The following is a 16,300-nucleotide window of genomic DNA, read 5'->3' as shown; positions in this document are numbered from 1 at the left end:
CAGGGGTTCTGTAAATGAAGACACATGCACGGGCGGTGGTGATCGGTGGCGGCGTCGTTGGCGTTTCGACGCTTTATCATCTTGCCAAGAAGGGCTGGAGCGACAGCGTTCTCATCGAGCGCAAGGAGCTCACCTCGGGTTCCACCTGGCATGCGGCCGGGCTTCTGCCGCTGTTCAACATGAGCTATTCGGTCGGCCAGATTCACAAATATTCCGTGAAGTTCTATGAGGAGCTTCAGGAAGAGACCGGCATGAATGTCGGCTTCTCCAAGGTCTCGAATATCCGTCTCGCCCGCACCAAGGATCGCTGGGACGAATATATGTATTATGCCGGCATCGCCGAGACCATCGGCGTGCGCGTCAACATGCTGACGCCGGAGCAGGTGAAGGAAATCTGGCCGCTCTGCGAGACGGACGGCCTGCTTGGCGCCATCCAGCATCCCGACGACGGTTATATCCAGCCTGCCGATCTGACGCAGGCGCTGGCCAAGGGCGCGCGTGACCGCGGGGCGACCATCTATCGCAACACCACCGTCACCGCCATCGAGCAGCTGGAAGACGGTCACTGGAAGGTGACGACCGACAAGGGTGAGATCATCGCCGAGCATATCATCTCCTGCACGGGCTCCTTTGCCCGCAAGACCGGCGAGATGGTCGGCATCAACATTCCGGTCATCCCGGTCGAGCATCAATATATCGTCACCGAGCCGCACCCGGCCATCCAAGAGCGTCGTCGCCAGGGTCTGCCGGAAATGGGCGTGCTGCGCGAATCCGACTCGGCCTGGTATATGCGCGAGGAAGCGGGCGGCCTGATTCTCGGTCCATACGAAGTCGGCGCGCCGGTCTGTTATGTCGACGGTCCCTCCGATGACAGCGAATATGAGCTGTTCCAGGAAGAACTCGACCGCCTGATGCCGCATATCGAAACCGCCATGGTGCGCGTTCCGGCCTTCGGCGAAGTGGGCATCAAGAAGGTCTATAACGGCGCTATCGCCTATACGCCTGACGGCAACCCGATTGTCGGCCCCGCACCGGGCCTGAAGAATTTCTGGCTGAACGAAGGCCATTCCTTCGGCATCACCGCTGCTGGCGGTGCCGGCTGGCAACTGGCCGAATGGATCGTCGACGGCGAGCCGACGCTCGACCTGATGGGTGTAGATCCGCGCCGCTTCGGCCCTTACGCCACGGAAGGTTACCTCATCGCCAAGAACGAGGAAGCCTATGCCAACGTCTTCACCATGCATTACCCGGATGAGGAGCGCTCCGCCGCCCGTCCGCTGAAGACGACGCCGGTTTATGACCGTCTGAAGAAGCTCGGCGGCGTGTTCGGCTCCGTCTATGGCTGGGAGCGTGCCAACTGGTATGCGCCGGAAGGTTATGCGCTCCGCGAGGAAGATCTCGGCGTGGGTGCGGATGTCATCACCAGCCACAACCATGCGCCGGCCTTGGATGACGGTCGTATCGTCGAGAAATGGTCGTTCCGCCGCTCGAACTATTTCGAACATGTCGGCAACGAGGTGAAGAATGTCCACCAGAATGTCGGCGTGCTCGACATGTCGGCCTTCGCGAAGATGGAGGTTTCCGGCCCCGGTGCGCGGGCATGGCTCGACAGCATTCTCGCCAATGCGGTGCCGAAGAAGCGTGGCCGTATCGCGCTCACCCATCTTCTGACGCCGAATGGCGGCGTGAAGGCGGAATTCACGGTCTATGAATGGGCGCCGGGCCGCTTCTACATGGTTTCGGCCGGTGGTCTCGAAGCGCATGACCATGACGTGCTGCGCCGCCTTGCGCCCACCGATGGTTCGGTTGTGCTGCAGCCGATCACGCAGAAATACGGCGTGCTGGTTCTTGCCGGTCCGAAGTCGCGCGATCTCCTGAAGAAGCTGACCCGCACCAGCCTTGAGAACAAGGATTTCCCCTGGCTCACCGGCAGGCAGATTTCCGTCGGCGTGGCGACGGCGCATGCGCTGCGCGTCAACTTCGTGGGCGAGCTTGGCTGGGAACTGCACCACCCGATCGAGATGCAGAACTATATCTTCGACCGGCTGATGGAAGCGGGCGCCGAATTCGGCATCAAGCCCTTCGGTATCCGCGCCATGGTCTCGATGTCGCTCGAAAAATCCTATCGCAACATGGGACGCGAGCTTTCGGTGGAATACAACGCCTATGAATCCGGTCTCGACCGCTTCCTTCGCCCGGAGAAGAGCTTCATCGGCCGCGATGCGCTGGTGGCCTATAAAGAGGCCGGCGTGAAGTGGGTGTTCTCGACGCTCACCGTATCAGGCAATACGGATGTCGATGCGCGCGGTTCGGAAGCGATCTTCGATGAAAGCGGCGCGCTCGCGGGCCGCGCGACGAGCGGCGGCTTCGGCTGGCGTCTCGGCAAATCCATCGCGCTCGCCATGCTCAAACCGGAATATGCGGCGGTGGGCACCAAGCTCAAGATCCGCATTCTCGGCACCTCCTATGATGCCGAAGTGGTGGAAGAAAGCCCGTTCGACACGGACAATGCGCTTCTGCGCGCCTGAGACAAAATATCCCCTCCCAAAGTCGGAATACGGCCCCTCGTGGGCCGTATTTCCGTTTAGGTAAGCATGTGTTCAACTGCTTTTCCGGCAAAAGTGTTATTAATGATTCTGAAAAATGAGCCTGCTATCTTTCCCTGACATACGATGGGGGATCGGGGCAGAATGAATTTTCTAGGCATTACGGGCATGCAATATTCTGGCGTGCCTTTTACCAACAGCCGCATCTTGCTGGCGGAAGATACCAATGTGTTCACCCAGATGGTGAGCATGCGCCTGAAGGAACTGCTGGGCGTTACCGTGGAAGTGTGCCGCAATTTCGAGGAGTTGCAGGCCTGTTACGAACATTCTCCCGAACCGGTGACGCTGGCGATTTCCAACATCAACCTGCCGGGGGCGGAAAAGGGCGAGGCGCTGGAATATCTGATCGATCTTTCGATCCCGACCATCGTTTTCACCAGCACTTTTCATGAGGCGACGCGCGAAACGCTGATCGCCAAGGATGTGGTCGATTATATTCTGAAGGACAATATTTTCGCCGTGGATATGCTGACGGAATCCGTCTGCCGCTTTCTCACCAACCACCGCCATCACGTGCTGATCGTCGATGACAGCCCGACGGCGCGGGCGCTGCTTTCGAGCCGTCTCAAGCGTTATAATTTCCGCGTCAGCCTGGCGGATAGCGGTGCGAAGGCGCTCGATATTCTGAAGGCCAATCCCGATATCGGCCTCGTTGTGACCGATTACAACATGCCCGATATTGACGGTTTCGAACTGACGCGGCGCATCCGCACCGTGCGCGGGTCGCATGAACTGCGCATCATCGGGGTGTCCTCCTCCACCAATCGGCTGCTTTCGGCGCGGTTCCTGAAGGCGGGCGGCAATGATTTCATGCTGCGCCCCTTCATCGACGAGGAGTTTTATTGCCGGGTCAACCAGAACCTCGATACGCTGGTGCAGATACAGCTGGCGAAAGCGGGGGTAAGGCCGGCGGCCTGAGCTTAGGCTTTCCTCCCTAAAGCTGCGATTCCAGCGGCAGGAAGCGCATGATACCGGCGACGATGCGGCGGCTGATGGTGGCGTCGGGTTCGCGCCGGTATGTCCTTGTCCGCCCCTGTTCTTCCGTCATCCAGACGATGTGCCTGCCTTTGTCGATTTCAAGCTCGAAACTCATGGTGCGGCGGATTTCGCCCGCGAATATCTCGTCCATACGGGCAACCAGCGGGGCCGAGTTGAACACGACGCCCATTTCCGTATTGAGCGAGGCGGAGCGTGGATCGAAATTGAGCGAGCCGATATAGCCGGTCCTGCCGTCACGGGTGAAAGCCTTGGTGTGCAGGCTCGCCTGTCCCGAGCCGCGCAGGGTGAAGTTTGACTGATCCGCCTGCGCGCGCAGCTCGTGCAGGCGCACCCCGCCGGAGAGAAGCGGTTTTCGGTAGCGGGCATAACCGGCGTGCACGGCGGCCACATCCGTCGCGGCCAGCGAATTGGTGAGGATGGCGACCGACACGCCGTTCTCGGCGAGCTGTAGAAATATCCCCACACCCTGTTTGCCGGGAATGAAATAGGGGGAGGTGATGTGCAGGCTGTCGCTTGCCGCCTGCATCAGCGGCAGCAGGCTTTCCATCAGGAAGTTATGACCCTTGCGGCGTTTGCCCGCCGCCTTTTCCGGCGGGTCGGCGAGGATATCCGCCGCCTCGACCCAGTGCAGACGGTCCGACATCAGGAAATGGTCGCGGCCATACTGGCTTTCGACCCGCTCCAGATAGGGTTTTGCCGCTTCGCTTTTCGGCAGGGCATCGAGTTCGCGCCGCAATCTGGCGAGTTTGCTCGGCCTGCGCGCCAATAGCGAGCGCACGGGCACGGAAACGGCGCTGTTCCAGTAATCGTCGAAGATTTCCGTGGCGTCGGCGACGATCCTGCCGAAACCGAGAATATCGAAATCGTGGAAATTCGCCCGCTCGGCGGCGTCGAAATAGGCGTCGCCAATGTTGCGCCCGCCGACGATCACGGCCCGGCCATCGGCAATCCAGGCCTTGTTGTGCATGCGCCGGTTGACGCTTCGGAAGCGTAGCACCAGCTCGATGCTTCGATGCAGAATGTTTTCCCGCGCCCTGGTGGGGTTGAACAGTCGCAACTCGATATTCGGATGGCTGTCGATGGCGTGGAAGATGCGGTCGGAGATGGAGACGCCGAGATCGTCGAGCAGCAGGCGCACGCGCACGCCGCGATCGGCGGCGGCGATGACTTCACGCATCATCAGCCGTCCGGTCAGGTCGGCATTCCACATGTAATACATCAGATCGAGGCTGCGCCCGGCGGCACGCGCCGCCGCCACGCGCACCGCAAAGGCATCGAGGTTGGAATGCAGCAGGCAGAGCGCATTTTTCTCGTTCCAGCCGTTTCTTATCGATTGCCAGTGCCGGTCCAGCGTCGTTGCGTCTTCGGCAAGGGGCAGGGCGGTGGAAGGGCGCTTGGGAATTGCCTTTTCCCGCTGTTTGCCGATGACGACAAACAGGCTCGGCCCTATGACCATAAGAAGAATGACGATGAAGACCGTAAATGCAGTCACTTGTTTTGATCGCTCCCGGCCCGAAGAGTATCAGGCGGGATGAAAACGCGCGAGCGGATAAAGCGTTCACGGCACCTCGTGCCATCGGCGTGAAAAGGCGCGTTTTCCACGCGCCGAAAGGGCTTGTGAATCACATAAGTGTATGCTTATGTGTTGTCATGACAGAGAACGATATTTTCCGGGCGCTGGCCGATCCGACGCGCCGCGCCATTTTCGAAAAGCTGGCGGATGGCGCCATGAACGCTTCCGCCCTGCGTGAGGGGATCGAGATCAGCCAGCCGGCCATGTCGCAGCATCTTTCAGTGTTGCGCGGGGCAGGGCTGGTGGTCGAGAAACGGCAGGGCCGTTTCGTCAATTATGAAGTGGATCCGGACGGGCTGACGCGCATTGCGGCCTGGCTCGGCAAATATCGCGCCTACTGGCCGCAGCGCATTGAGGCTCTCAAACTCCTGCTGAAGGATATGGACCAATGAACAGTCAGACACCGGAAGCGCCGAAAAACGGCATCGAGCTTGAATATGATCTGGACGAGCCGCCGCAAAAGGTCTGGCGCGCCATCAGCATTCCGGCGTTTCGTGAAAACTGGCTGCCGAAGGAGGCTTTGGCGGAACCCGATGCGATCGATATCAAGCCCGGCGAGGAGGTTCGCTACCGGCTGCGAGAGGATAATCCGCCATTTCTGGAAAGCACCGTCACCTTCAGGATCGCGGCGAATGCCCATGGCGGCACCAGCCTGCGCATCATTCATGATCTGCCCGTCAATACCGGCCGGATGATAAAGGCCGCCGCAAACCATAACGGTTCGCCGATCAAGCTCGCCGCCTGATCCGGAACGTTCCCCGACATTTCAACGACAGGAGTTCGCCGATGCGCGAAGCGATGCAACTCGTCCCTATGGTAGTCGAACAATCGTCAAGGGGAGAAAGGTCTTTCGATATCTATTCCCGGCTGTTGCGGGAAAGGATCATCTTCCTCAACGGTGAGGTGAACGATGCGGTTTCGGCGCTGGTCTGCGCGCAATTGCTGTTTCTCGAGGCGGAAAACCCGAAGAAACCGATCCATCTCTATATCAATTCGCCGGGCGGTGTGGTGACCAGCGGTCTCGCCATGTATGACACCATGCATTATATCCGCGCACCGGTTCATACGCTCTGCATGGGAACGGCCCGCTCCATGGGATCGTTTCTGCTGATGGCGGGTGAACCGGGCGAGCGGAGCGCCCTTCCCAATGCCAGCATCCATATTCATCAACCGCTGGGCGGTTTCCAGGGGCAGGCGTCGGACATGCTGATCCATGCCGAAGAGATGCGGCAGGCGAAGCACCGCATGACGCGGCTTTATTCCGAACATTGCAAACGCAGTTATGAAAAATTCGAGGCGGCCATGGACCGTGATTTTTTCATGACGGCGGAGCAAGCTCTGGAATGGGGACTGATCGACCGCATTCTGGGCGTTCGCGAGGATATCGCGGCATAAGCCGGACGCTTATTCGGAGGTTTGACCTAAGAGCGCGCGGAGTTGGTCCCCGCTACCGTCAACCCTCCACGCCTCGCGTTACACCTACCGCTTCATCGAGTAGGCGCGGCCTTCGTAAAGGTTTCTCGCGAAATCTGTACTCATCTTCTTGAATTTCTGACTCATCGCCAAGATGTCGCTCGACAGGGGACGGAGCTGCCGAGGCTCTTTCTGCCTTGAATTTTCGCAAACCATGCGAGTGCGGCGTCAACCTCAACCCGCCCTTTAAGTTCACGCTCGGCAATGTCGCAAAATACGGACTTTGCGACGCAACCTCAGCGCAAAGTGAGAAATCTCGACGGCTGCTTCATCGGACGCTCCCCTCCGGCGGCGGAGCCATCCAGAGTTTCATGTTCGATGTCATCTGGTCCGACAGCCGAAATCATCGCCGTCCCGATCCGGCGAGACGATTGGGAAACCGGGAACGCTCGTTCCACACCATGCGAAGCACTGAGCGAATCTGGGTCAAAACATCATCGATTTGCTGGGTTGCATAGCAAAATTGCTGATGTGGTTGGACTTGTGAGTAAACTCCTGCGTCCAATCAGCCACTTTGCTTCCCAAGTGAGGTCAGTGTTTCTTTCTCTTGGTTCAAATAATTCTCCCATTTCATCAGCAATCGCGACCTGTTCTCTTCCAATGAATGAGATGTGGGATCGTATCCATCTTTGGGCGGCATATAAGGAACAAACTCGTCCATGCAGGCGGGGTAATCGAAGTCAGCATAAACTTCCTCTATGCAGGAAAAAACATCGCTGTAAGCGGACCTGTGGTTGAATAAATAGGACAAGGCAATAAAAAGCCACTTCCGTTTTGAATCGAATCCAGTATCAGGTAAAGTAGAAGATGCTAATGTGACCAAGAGAGCGGTAATGTTACTTTCATTCTCAAACTCTTGAAGCGCGAGTGAAATTTCCTCTTCAGAGTAACTGCCTGACTGGATCCGGGATTCCGCAAATTGAATTGCGAAACGTTCATCTATTAGACCAAAATTAACCGCCCACTGGATGTCTATCCAGTTCAATTTGATGAAAGGGCCGACAGAACTAAATTCTAATTTCATCATGATTATGGTTTCACTCGTTGATTTGGTGCGCCATTGATTACTCCTCCTTCGATGAACCTTTGATGGGTTACACCTTTACCTGATTGAAATATATACTCAAATATTCCGCTCTTTCCGTTATATTCAGCTTTGGTTTGCAAGAGCGTTCGCTTTACGCCATCCCCTCCAACTAATTCGAAGACCTTTCCAGTCATCAACTGTTCTGCAGTCGCAAAACTAGCGGCTCGATGCGAACTATCAGCTTTCAGACCACTTCCGATCCGCGGCGCACCTAGTATCATGTCAGCAATGGGACGGCCAACAACGTGACCGACGATCCCCCCAACGACGGAGCCAGGAGCAATCCCTACTGTGACAATTCCGGCTCCCAAAGCGGCGGTGGCCGCCTGCTGATCCGCTAAGGACAACTTCTCAAAACTACCGTCGCCTGCCATCCAGGCGCGAATACCGCGATTGACGCGCGTACGCTCCTCGTCGCTCGTTTGCTGGAAGCGGTCCCGACCCGCCGCCACGGCGTCTCCCATGCCAAGGCTGTCAGCCAGTGCACTGAGAGCCGGCATCATACGCGCCCAAGTATTCCCCCCCAGATCGGAGGCATCGCCCATGGCCAGCAATTGATATTGAAGCGTGGAAATCATGCCCCAGGCCGAATCCGGGTCGGCCTGTGCGATTTTAGCGACATCATAGAGCTGGGAGCCCCAGTTTATGCTCTCATCGTTGAGGTTCTTGATGAGCTTCGCATCAACGGCCTTGGCAATCTGGATTGCATTGGCGCGGGCCACGGCAAGATTGGCATCGGCCCTGTAGCGGCTTTCGTCACTGATGGCGCTGGTGTTCGTTTGCAGATAATTTTCAATGTAGCCGAAGGCATCGAATGAGCCGCCCTGAATGGTCCAGGCAATGGCGCAATCAAGTGCGGCCTGAATTGCAGCATCGATGTTCGTCTGGGGTTGGAGCAGAGTAACAAGCGAGGAATCGATGAAACTCTGTACCTTGTCAGGTGAAAGCTTGCTAAGTTCATTTAGCGGCACTCCGCACGGACTTGAGCCGTAACCGTTGGTTCCGCAGTCCGTGACGATCTTGAGCTGATTGTCCTTCTTGTCGAAGAACAGTTGCTCGCCCGCTGCTGTAAGATAGAGAATCTGAGAGATCTCTTCCTTTGTCTTCTCACCAGACGCAATTGCCGCAGACAGATTGTTCCGTTTCACGAGTTGGTCGTGAAACTCCTGCGAGGCCATATAGTTCTGCAACTCTGCTCCAGTCAGCCCGCGCACGATAGCGTCACGATAGAGATCGATGGCTTCCGGCCCTTGCGCCGCGACAGTTTCGGGAATTGCCGCGTTCTGCGCCCGCTGATAGTTCTGAATCTTCTTCAGATTATCGCCAAACTCGATCAGGTTCTGCACATCAAGCTCACCCGACAGCTTGGTGTAGTCGTCCTTCGTGATCTCCTGATACTTCGAGGCATCCTTGTTGATGGAAGCGAGAAGCTGCTCGGCGGCCGCCTTGTCCGCTTCCGTTCCGGTGACACCATCCTTGTCGGCATCGCGAATGGTGACGTTCAGATCACCGGACGCATCAAGCGTCGTGCGGGTTTCGCCCTGCTTGTCCTTCTTTTCATAGGAGAAGCCGACGGAGTTCAGCCCGCCGCCATTGAGACCGATCGAGCCGCCAACGTTTTTGTATTGGTCTGTGTCCTTCAGGTCAGCCACGGTCAGTGTGCCGGTATCGAGGCTGATATCGCCATCGGTCGCCTGAAGCAGCGCGCCGACCAACGTGGTGTCTTCGGCAACCTTGATATCGATGCCCTGTGCCGCGACAATCTCCGAGCCGGAGGACCATGCCTTGAAACCGTCCTCCTTCGAGCCGCGAACGCTCCAATCGGCGGGGTTGACGCCAACCGTCAGGCCGAAGGAAAAGCCGTCGCGCCAGCCCTGAGCCTGCGGCGAGAGGATGGTGAGATCGCGCCCGACATCGAGATCGACCGTCCTGCCGATGATGTTGCCGCCCAGAAGCGCCGTATCGCGGCCCGATGTCAGCGAAACATTGCCGGCGGAGGTGATGGAGGCATTCGTCAGCGTCTCGTCATAGCCCTTCGACTTGCCGATATCGAAGCCGATCGAGGACAGGGAGAGTTGCAGGCCGAAGGAAGACGACTTGTCCTTGGCATAATCGACAAGCGCCGCCATGAGGATATCGCGGCCGGCATCGATGGAGACATCGCCGCCGGAGACCATCTTCGTGCCCTGATCCAGAATGACGTCCAGCCCGGCCTTCATGACGATATCGCCGCCAGCCGTCAGTTCTGAAACCTGGCTCTCGCTCCAGCGCTGCTCGCTCTTCCAGACGGACAGGTTGATGCCGACAGTCTTCGCTATCGACCCTGCCGTAATTTGTCCTGTTCCAGGATCTCTGAAAGATTTGAGGGGATCGAGTGCGGAACCAACCACACCGCCCTTGCTGGGTCCGAGGGTAGCGTCCACAGCACCGCCGAAAACGGAAGCTCCGGTGGTCGCCAGATTAACGGCAGCCAGCCCCGCCGCAAGGCCATTGTCGGCATTGGCAAGCGTTGCGAGTTTCGCCGTGATCGGATTGATGCCGGCAAGGCCGGAAAGGATCTGGCCGCCGGAGCCGCCCTTCAGCGCGGCATCTATGCCGGCCGATCCCGGGAAGCTCAGCCCGACGTAAAAACCCTTCTCCGTGAAATAAAGCGCATCCTGCGCCGCTTCCAGCCGGATCGTGTCATCGGTCTTCATCAGAAGGTCGTTGACGGCGGCGATCTTCACACCCGTACCGGTGATCGGACCCTTGGCGTTGAGCGAGACATCATTGCCCGAAAGCCGGGTGACGGTCGTATCGACGTCGTTCCACGCCTGCTTGACCGAGCCCCAGCCCAGACCCTTGAAACCCCATTCCTTGTAGCGGTTCTCGACTTCCTCACTGACGGCACCCATGTCGATTTTACCGGTGGCGTCGATCGAGAGCTTGTCGAAGGCGCTGACCAGCGCGCCGTTCAGAAGAACATCGCCAGGAGCGGTTCCCTTCGCGCACAGGCTGCCACCGTCGCATACGCCGTAGCCGGCAAGGATCGAGACATCGCCAACCAGCGACTGGGCGCTGGCCTCGGCTGTGGTGATCTCGTTGCGCAGCACCGTGATACCCGACAGGAAGCCGCGCTTCTTGTAATCTTCAGCGACGAAACTGTCCTTCAGCGTCTCGAAGGTCACATCGCGTCCGGCCGCCAGCAGCATGTCGGTGACGGAGCCGAGTGTACCGCCGCTATTGACGATATCCCGGTCGGCGATGACGGTTAGATCCCGTCCGGCCGAGATGGATGCAACATTATAATCGGTGCGCAGGGTGCCGCAGGCCTTGCCAACACAACCGTCCTGTGAATCGACGGTGCGGGTGTAGCGCTCTGTTTCGTTGATCAGCGAGCCGCCGATCCTCAGATCGATGTCGCCTGCCGAGGCAAGCGTGCCGCCCCGATTCAGAAGATCGCCATCGGTCGCCATGAACAGCGTGCCGGCAGAGATGAGGCCGCTGTCGCCACGCCCACCGGCAAGTGCGCGGTCACGCTCATCGAGGTCGATCAGGCGCTGGTTAAGGATAGAGGAGGCGGAAATCGAGGCGAGCCCGGAGGCCACAATCGCGCCGCTGTTGTTGAGCTTCCCGTCAATATCGATCAGGAGATCGTCGGCAGCGATCAGGCCGGCGCCGCGCCCGCCACGGAGCAGTTCGTCCTGCGAGGGCAGGTAAAGGCGCGGAACAAGCACCGGCTTGCCGTCGATGATGCGGGTTTCATGCCACACGATCGGCTTTTCGAGAGCAGCGCGCTGCGCCTCGGTCAAGGCCACGCCGTATTGCGCGCCGGTGCTCGCCGCGAATTCCGCAGCGTTGCGGTAAAGCTGCTCCCGTTGCTCTTCCACGGAGAGGGACGGATCGACGACCAGATGCGTACCAGCCTGCTGGCGGGCCGCCTCGGCGAGAGCCTTGGCTTCCGCGACCGGATCCGCATAGAAGGTGAGCGCCGCGCCATCTATGCGCGCCGAGCCGAGAAGGCGCGCGGCTTCGGCCGAGCCGGTAACGCGCACGAGGTTGCCGAAATCGGCGGCGTTGACACTGTGCAGGTTCCGCGCTTCGAAAGCCCCGAGGTCGAGAGGCGGAACCGAGACATCATCGAGCACGAAGTTGACGATACCCAACTGACCTGCGGCGTTGCCACTGATGCCACCGGGCGTCGTGCCGCTATAATTGCCGAAGCCGGAACCATCGATGCCGCCCGGCGCGCCAAGGCCGTTTTGCAACTCACCTGCCTCGATGGACACGAGGCTTCCCGAAAGCGTACCGCGATTGGTGATCGCAGCGCCGCCGTCGATCATGAGGGAGCCGCCCGATTTTATCATGGAGCCGACACCGACCGTGGCGGTTCCGACATATGTTTTCGTGGCGTTGCCGTAGGGTCCACTCCCGACGTCTGCCATACGGCTGCCGATCATGATCACATCGGGAATATTGTTCGGATCGATACCGAGCGCAGCCAGATCAAGCAGACTTGCCGCGTCCGCGTATTCGATGACCTGGACGGCGCCTCCGTTGATAACGCCATCCTTGTATTTCTGTTTGCCCGAATAGGTGATCGTCACCGGCGACTTGCCCTTGGAAATGACAATCATCCGGTTGCCGCCTTCAGCGCGTTCGGCAAGCGCCGGGTCCTTGAAAACGGCGGGGTTGAATTGTGCCACGAACCATCGCGGATCGGCGCCAACGGGCGCATGGAACTTGCCGGACCCGTTATCCATGAAGCCCCGGACACCGCCCCATTGCACGCGATAGTGATCGATGTTGCTGGTGACCATGTCGTTGAGGATACGGTTCACGTCGATGGAGAGGTCCTTGACCGCGAGGATACGACCTTCGCGGTTTTCAAGGGCATCACCTGAAATCTCCATGTTTGCGCCGGCGCGGATCGTGCCGGGCAATCGAACCCGAACAATCCCGGAGAACTCGTCGCGCGTGGCAGTCATCGTCCCCCAGTACCGCGCAGGGCTACTGGTGCGCTCGGTCGCATAGAGAATGCTGAGATCGCCGAGCTGGTAATAGTCCTGCGCGCTGTCCGTCCCATCCAAGGCGGTATTGATCAGTGCCGTCGCCTTGATCTGCATATCGGCGCCGCTTTCGATGCGGGCCGACGCGTTGGTCAGTGTTGCCAGGACCTCGATTGCAAGATTGCCGCCAGCGAATATACGGCCGAGGTTGTTGTCGAGATTGCCGCGAACCTCGAGGATCATATTGCCACTGGATTTGATTGCGGCATTGGTCCCGACATTGGCGAGCGACGCGGCCTGGGCTTTCAATCCCGCTCCGGCATGGATCAGCGCTTCGTTTGTCAGCAGGCCGCCAACCACGGCGTTCAGTGTTCCGGGTGTCAGGATCGAACCAAGATTGTGCAGGTTTCCACTAACACTGGCCTCTATCGCGCCGGCATCGATTTTACCTGTGGCGCCGTTGACAAGATTGCCTTTGACATCGAGACCAAGCTTGCCGGCGACGGCAAGCAGCCCGGCATTGGTGAAGGAAGAGCCAAGGATGAGGTCGAGGTTGCGGGCCACCAGACGGGCAGAGGAAGAGCCGGGAATATAGCTATAGGTCTGAAGACGCAGATTTCCACCAGCCTCAATCGATCCGCTGTTGCCAAGGCTCGTTGCCGCTGAAAGCAGCGCACCGTTGACCGAAACGATCTGACCGAGATTGGAGAGACTTCCGGAAAGGTTTACGGTCAATTCGCCAACGGCTACGGGGCCATTTTCTGTCTGGCGTGTCGAACCGGCATATATGCGTCCTGCTTGCTGGTTATCGAGCTTCTCAGCCGAAACTGAAAACCCCTCTCTGCCTTGCAGAAGACCGGAATTCGACAGAGTGGTGTCTGCCGAAAGCCTCAGCGTCCGGCTGGACGCGATTGAACCGGTGCCACTGTTGATCAGATCGCCTACAGTCAGCTCCAGATCACTGGCGGCATGGATAGAACCGCTGTTGGCGAGAAGACCGGAAACGGTTGCGTTCAACGTTGTATCAGAAACGAGTTTGCCGAGATTGACCAGATCACCAACGACCCTGGTCTCTATTGTCTTGGCGACGATTTCGCCGCTTGTGGCATTTTGCACTCCCTGTCCCGCCTGCAAGATCAAATCCCCAGACGCAGCAATCAGACCCGCATTGCGTAGAGTGCCCGAAAGGGTGATGTTTACGTTTGCCGCATAGGTCCCGATCAATGCCGACGCACCGGAATTGAGGAGATCAGCCGCCACGAGAGTGAGGTCTGCATTGGATCGGATCGCACCGGTATTCGTGATCGCGCCGCCGGCGGTGATATCGACGGTTTCGAGTGCGCTAATCGCTCCGTTGTTGCGGAGTTCGCTCCCGAGGATCAACTCTGCCTTCTGGGCGGCCAATTTTGCCCCCTGCGAGTTGGCGATATAATTTACGGCATCGAGTTCAAGTTCACCTGCTGCGGTGATCTTTCCATCATTTGTTACGCTTCCGTCAGAAAGAAGCGTAAGCGTCGTTTCGGAGAGGAGGCTTCCCAGATTGGTGAGATTGCCTGCGGTCGTTATCCTGAGCGTCCCGGCCTTGATGACACCCGTTGCATCAACGATAGCCTGCTGAGCGTTGATCGCGAGCTGGCCGCTTGAAAGGAGTACGCCGGCATTCCTGAAGTTGCGGACATCGAACAGGTGGTCGCCCGTCGTGAACTTGCCGGTATTCGAAATAGCCAGGTCCCGGAAAGCCATGAAAAGCTTGGAATATTCCCCAGTATCGATCCGGGTGCCGATGGTCAGCTCTTCGGCTGCGTTGATAAATACCTTGGAGGTCTTTTTGAACTGGGTGCCGTCACCGATCTCGACATTCGTTGCCGTGATCGAACCCTGTTTTCCCGGTTCGAACCAGGTCGATGTGAGCCTGACATCCTTCGCCCTGATGTCGATGTTCGGTGCGACAAGGGTCGCCGTGTCGGTGGCAAGTTTGTCTGTCGCACGCAGGTTCATATTGCCGACGCTGGCGATAATACCGGACAGAGAAGCACTGCCGCCCGCTTCCACCGTCATCGCACCGCCGGATTTGAGGACGGCAGCGGAAACGATGTCGGCACTCGCGACGATGGAAAGGCCGCGCCCGCCCTCTACGGTCGCCGTATCGAGGAGAGAAACATCGCGGGCGGTGATGGAGATTTCTCCCTGGGCCGCGAGATCGCGCGCAATCTGAAGCGCGCCTGCTGCACGCAGGTCGGCGTTGCCCGCCACACCGCCTGACACCATCCGGATATCACCAGCGGAGACAAGCGAAAGTGCGCCCGGCAGGAGCGCGCCATTGGCGTCGAGCATACCAAGAGCCTGTATGTTGCCAGCCAGCGAAATTCCTGTGCTCAGATCGCTGGAAAGGGCTGCAATCGATGCCGCGCGTAGAACGCCTGCCGCGCTCGAAACGATCCCCTGGCCCGCGGCATCGCCGGCGATGGCCGTCGTTTTGCCCGTTGAACCATCCGTGCGATTGGAGCCGGCCTTGAGGTCGATACGACCCCGCGCATCGATCAGGCCATCGATCCGGATCGACTTTGCATCAAGCCGGATCTCGTCCGGCGACTGGCCGCCCGCGGCCGAAACGCCAGCACCGGAAATGGTGATGTCACCAGACCTGGTTTCCAGTCCCACCGTGCCCGCATTGTAGTCGATAAGCGGTGTCCCGGTCGTCAGCGTCGCGCGGCCGGTGTTGATAAATCCGCATCCCATGCAATCGATGCCATTAGGATTGGCCACGATCACGTCAGCCTTAGAACCAAAAACCTCCGTCACACCATTGAGGTTCGAACGTCTGCTGCCGGTTACTTCGTTGACGATGATCTTGGCGGAGCCGCCACCGACGAGATTGGGATTGGATTCAACCTTGCCGCCGATGATGGAGGTTCCGCCAAGCCCGGAATTGTTCAGGATCAACCCGCGCGTATCGATATTGTACTCGCGCAATTTGTTGTGACTGACGCCGCCGCTCGACGGCTTGACGATGTTTAGCGTCGGCGTTCCGTTGCCCGAAGACGTCACATTTGGACGAAACTCAATTGGCGCGGTCGGATCTGTGATGACCTGCGCACTGGCGGGTGCAAATGAACTGGCGATCGTCGTCAGTACAAGGCTGACCGACGTCACCAATGCGGTCGCCTTCTTGACCAGCTTGCCCGGTCTGGACTTGCGGATCAGCGCTTTGACCATCATCGTTTTCATTCGGATACTCCCACCAGCAATGGCAATTGAGTTCATATTCGGGTAGGCGCAAACCGCGCCGTCAGCAGTTCTTTATGAGGACGGTCCAGATATATTGCGTGGTCCATCCCGGATGGCGGTAAACCGGGCGAGATGTTTCGCTCATGTCGGCGATGGTCGCCCCCGGTCGGCATTTTTCGAGGACAGCCTTTTTGCAGGATTGCTCCGTCGGGGTGACGATCGAATTGGTGCATGTCGCCGACATGATCTTTTCGCCGTTCAGTGTCGCGACCGGCTGCGGATCGGTGGGCCGGCAGCCGGCAGCCAGGGCCAGCGAGAGGAAAACGGGAAGGAAACGCGTCATCTT

Annotated in this window: 9 protein-coding genes; 5 read left to right on the top strand and 4 right to left on the bottom strand. The window is 58.6% G+C overall.

What is annotated here, in order from left to right; all coding sequences use genetic code 11:
• The first annotated feature begins 14 nt into the window (after window positions 1-14).
• Entirely contained in the window at window positions 15-2,528 is a 2,514-nt protein-coding gene (locus CFBP4996_RS06510) for a GcvT family protein (RefSeq protein WP_065115789.1), read from the top strand.
• A 162-nt stretch (window positions 2,529-2,690) separates the two neighbouring features.
• The gene (locus CFBP4996_RS06505) at window positions 2,691-3,524 is read left to right on the top strand and encodes a response regulator (RefSeq protein WP_003524770.1); all 834 of its coding nucleotides are present in this window, start codon (window positions 2,691-2,693) and stop codon (window positions 3,522-3,524) included.
• A 16-nt stretch (window positions 3,525-3,540) separates the two neighbouring features.
• Here the strand turns inward: CFBP4996_RS06505 and CFBP4996_RS06500 are convergent, their stop codons facing one another.
• Complete coding sequence (locus tag CFBP4996_RS06500) at window positions 3,541-5,097, bottom strand: phospholipase D family protein (protein ID WP_020809894.1); 1,557 nt, start codon at window positions 5,095-5,097, stop codon at window positions 3,541-3,543.
• Between the two features lie 158 nt (window positions 5,098-5,255).
• Here CFBP4996_RS06500 and CFBP4996_RS06495 point away from each other — a divergent pair, with 158 nt between their 5' ends.
• Genes CFBP4996_RS06495 through CFBP4996_RS06485 form a run of 3 tightly spaced genes read left to right on the top strand, consistent with a single transcriptional unit; the run spans window position 5,256 to window position 6,573 of the window.
• Entirely contained in the window at window positions 5,256-5,570 is a 315-nt protein-coding gene (locus CFBP4996_RS06495) for an ArsR/SmtB family transcription factor (protein WP_003524773.1), read from the top strand.
• Window positions 5,567-5,923, top strand: coding sequence for an SRPBCC family protein (locus CFBP4996_RS06490; protein WP_080851897.1), 357 nt, complete (start codon window positions 5,567-5,569; stop codon window positions 5,921-5,923). The genes CFBP4996_RS06495 and CFBP4996_RS06490 overlap by 4 nt, the downstream gene beginning before the upstream one ends.
• Window positions 5,924-5,964: 41 nt before the next feature.
• Window positions 5,965-6,573 (top strand): ATP-dependent Clp protease proteolytic subunit, encoded by a 609-nt coding sequence (locus tag CFBP4996_RS06485; protein WP_080851899.1) that lies wholly within the window; start codon window positions 5,965-5,967, stop codon window positions 6,571-6,573.
• Window positions 6,574-7,156: 583 nt separating this feature from the next.
• Here the strand turns inward: CFBP4996_RS06485 and CFBP4996_RS06480 are convergent.
• The 3 genes from CFBP4996_RS06480 to CFBP4996_RS06470 all read right to left on the bottom strand — a co-directional run bounded on the left by CFBP4996_RS06480 (window position 7,157) and on the right by CFBP4996_RS06470 (window position 16,297).
• Window positions 7,157-7,678, bottom strand: a complete 522-nt coding sequence (locus tag CFBP4996_RS06480; protein ID WP_080851901.1) for a DUF2247 family protein — start codon at window positions 7,676-7,678, stop codon at window positions 7,157-7,159.
• Window positions 7,679-7,680: 2 nt separating this feature from the next.
• Entirely contained in the window at window positions 7,681-15,954 is an 8,274-nt protein-coding gene (locus tag CFBP4996_RS06475) for a two-partner secretion domain-containing protein (protein WP_080851903.1), read from the bottom strand.
• 61 nt (window positions 15,955-16,015) lie between these two features.
• Complete coding sequence (locus CFBP4996_RS06470; protein ID WP_233283531.1) at window positions 16,016-16,297, bottom strand: hypothetical protein; 282 nt, start codon at window positions 16,295-16,297, stop codon at window positions 16,016-16,018.
• Window positions 16,298-16,300: the final 3 nt, after the last annotated feature.

The sequence above is a fragment of the Agrobacterium leguminum genome (assembly GCF_005144435.2).
Taxonomy (GTDB): domain Bacteria; phylum Pseudomonadota; class Alphaproteobacteria; order Rhizobiales; family Rhizobiaceae; genus Agrobacterium; species Agrobacterium leguminum.
The sequence above is the reverse complement of the archived record's forward strand: the minus strand, read 5'-3'. Positions and strand labels throughout refer to the sequence as shown.